The following is an 891-nucleotide window of genomic DNA, read 5'->3' as shown; positions in this document are numbered from 1 at the left end:
CGGCGGTTGTCGTCGCGGCGGTAGCTGCCACGGTCGTCGTCGCGACGCGGACCACGCGGCCGGTCGTCGTCGCGGCGGGGTCCACGGAACCCACCACCGTAACCACCGCCACGGCTGTCATCACGCCGGCTGTCGTCACGCCGGAACCCACCGCCACGGTTGTCGTCGCGGCGGTTGTCATCTCGGCGGAAGCCGCCGCCACGGTTGTCGTCCCGGCGGTTGTCGTCGCGGCGGTAGCTGCCACGGTCGTCGTCGCGACGCGGACCACGCGGCCGGTCGTCGTCGCGGCGGGGTCCACGGAACCCACCGCGCTCATCATCCCGACGCGGCCCACGATCACGGTCACGGTCGTCACGACGGAAGCCGCCGCCACGGTTGTCATCACGCCGGTTGTCATCGCGACGGAACCCACCATCGAAGCCGCCGCCACGGTTGTCGTCCCGACGCGGGCCACGGTCCCGATCCCGGTCCCGGTCGTCACGACGGAACCCACCACCGGAAGGCCGGCTGTCATCACGCCGGTAGCCACCACGGTCATTGCGGTCGTTGTCCCGGCGCGGCCCGCCGGAACGGCCGTCGCGATGGCCGCTGAAGCCGCCCCGGTCACCACCGTCCCGGCGACGCGGCTCGCGCTCCGAACGATCGTCGGGAGAGTTGGTGGACATCGGCAAGACTCCTGTCATCGGGTACTACAAGACATTCTGACGCAGCCGGACACCCGACGCGCTTCGACAAAAACAAAAAGGACCCTTGGTCCCAGCGTGAACGCTGGGACCAAGGGTCCTTGAAAGATTGCTCGGCGGCGTCCTACTCTCCCACAGGGTCCCCCCTGCAGTACCATCGGCGCTGAAAGGCTTAGCTTCCGGGTTCGGAATGTAACCGGGCGTTTCC

Annotated in this window: 1 rRNA gene and 1 pseudogene; one reads left to right on the top strand and one right to left on the bottom strand. The window is 68.9% G+C overall.

Annotation, left to right across the window (positions count from 1 at the left end):
* Positions 1-788: pseudogene (locus ACIQGQ_RS18455) on the top strand (hypothetical protein); the annotation flags it as partial.
* A gap of 6 nt (positions 789-794) precedes the next feature.
* On the opposite strand, the gene rrf reads toward ACIQGQ_RS18455, so the two are convergent.
* Positions 795-891 (bottom strand): 5S ribosomal RNA (rrf, locus tag ACIQGQ_RS18450); the annotation flags it as partial.

It is taken from the genome of Streptomyces sp. NPDC092952 (assembly GCF_044754785.1).
Lineage (GTDB): Bacteria > Actinomycetota > Actinomycetes > Streptomycetales > Streptomycetaceae > Streptomyces.
The sequence above is the reverse complement of the archived record's forward strand: the minus strand, read 5'-3'. Positions and strand labels throughout refer to the sequence as shown.